Annotated in this window: 1 protein-coding gene; it reads left to right on the forward strand. The window is 61.8% G+C overall.

What is annotated here, in order from left to right; genetic code table 11:
• Positions 1-1,447 (forward strand): VCBS repeat-containing protein (locus M653_RS01000000134170; protein ID WP_198028859.1); only part of this gene is annotated, 1,447 nt, incomplete at both ends.

Genomic DNA, 1,447 nt, shown 5'->3' on the forward strand with positions numbered 1-1,447 from the left:
CACGTATACGGAGAACGCGGCGGCGCAGACACTCTCGCCGAGCTTGGCAATCTCGGATGATGACAATACGACTCTCATTGGTGCAACGGTCCGCATCAGCGCCGGTGGCCTTGCGGGCGACGTTCTTGCGGCCCTCACCACGGGCACGAGTATCAGCGCGACCTGGAACGCGGCGAACGAGACCCTGTCTCTGTCCGGCAGCGACACGCTCGCCCACTACCAGCAGGTGCTAGGCACCGTTGCCTTCTCTTCTACCAGCGAGAATCCGACCGACTTCGGCAGCAACACTACCCGCACCATCGAGTGGCAGCTAAATGACGGCACGCCGGTAACGGGGGATCTGTATCAAGGACAGACTCAATATTCTGTCCAAGCCTCGATTGGCGGACCCTTCATTGTCGCCATGGGTGACCTGAACGGCGACGGTCGGGCCGATCTCGTTGCCGCGAACGTCGATGCCAACAACGTCGCGGTGCTGCTCGGCGATGGCCAGGGTGGCTTCGCCCCCGCGACGATATTTGCGACCGGGATAGGCCCAACCTGGGTTGAGATGGCCGATCTGAACGGTGATGGCAATCTCGACCTCGTCACCTCGAACGTCAATTCCAGCAACGCCTCGGTGCTGCTCGGCGACGGCCTTGGCGGTTTCGGCGCAGCAACCAACTTCAACACCGGAACGTATCCGAGGTCGGTCTCGCTTGGGGATGTAAACGGCGACGGCAAGCTCGACATGGTCACCGGCAACCAAAGCTCGACAGTGTCGGTGCTGCTCGGGAATGGCGACGGCACCTTCGCGGCCGCAACCAATTTCACCGTAGGAGGCGGGCCGCATTACTCAAGCGTCCTTGCGGACCTGAACGGCGATGGCAAGCTGGATCTCGCGGTGTCTAATACGGACTCCGCCGATATGTCCGTGCTGCTCGGGAACGGCGACGGCACCTTCGGAGCCGCAAGCAATTTCGCCGCAACAGGATCCATCGCAGTCGGTGACTTCAACGGCGATGGCAAGCTCGATCTCGTCGGCCTGAACGGCAACAGTGCTTCGGTGCTGCTTGGCGACGGTCTTGGCAGCTTTGGCGCCGCAACGAATTTCGCGGTCGGAACAGACCCGTTTGGCGTCAGAACGGCCGATCTCAACGGCGACGGCAAGCTCGACCTGGTTGTAACCAATGTTAGTTCCAACAATGTCTCGGTGCTGCTCGGGAATGGCAATGGCACCTTCGCGGCGGCAGTAGATTTTGCGACAGGATCGCGGCCGTGGAACGTTGCCATCGGCGACCTGGACGGCGTCGGCGGTGCCGACCTGGCGGTCACCAACTACGGCTCCGACAGCATCTCGGTCCTACTTAACAACAGCACCGCCCTCAGCGCCGTCCAGCACACCACCGTCACTGTCACAGCCATCAACGATGCGCCAACGATCAGTTCGAACGGCGGCGGCGACACG

Origin of the sequence: Mesorhizobium sp. WSM3626 (assembly GCF_000513935.1) — a bacterium.
Classification (GTDB): Bacteria; Pseudomonadota; Alphaproteobacteria; order Rhizobiales; family Rhizobiaceae; genus Mesorhizobium; species Mesorhizobium salmacidum.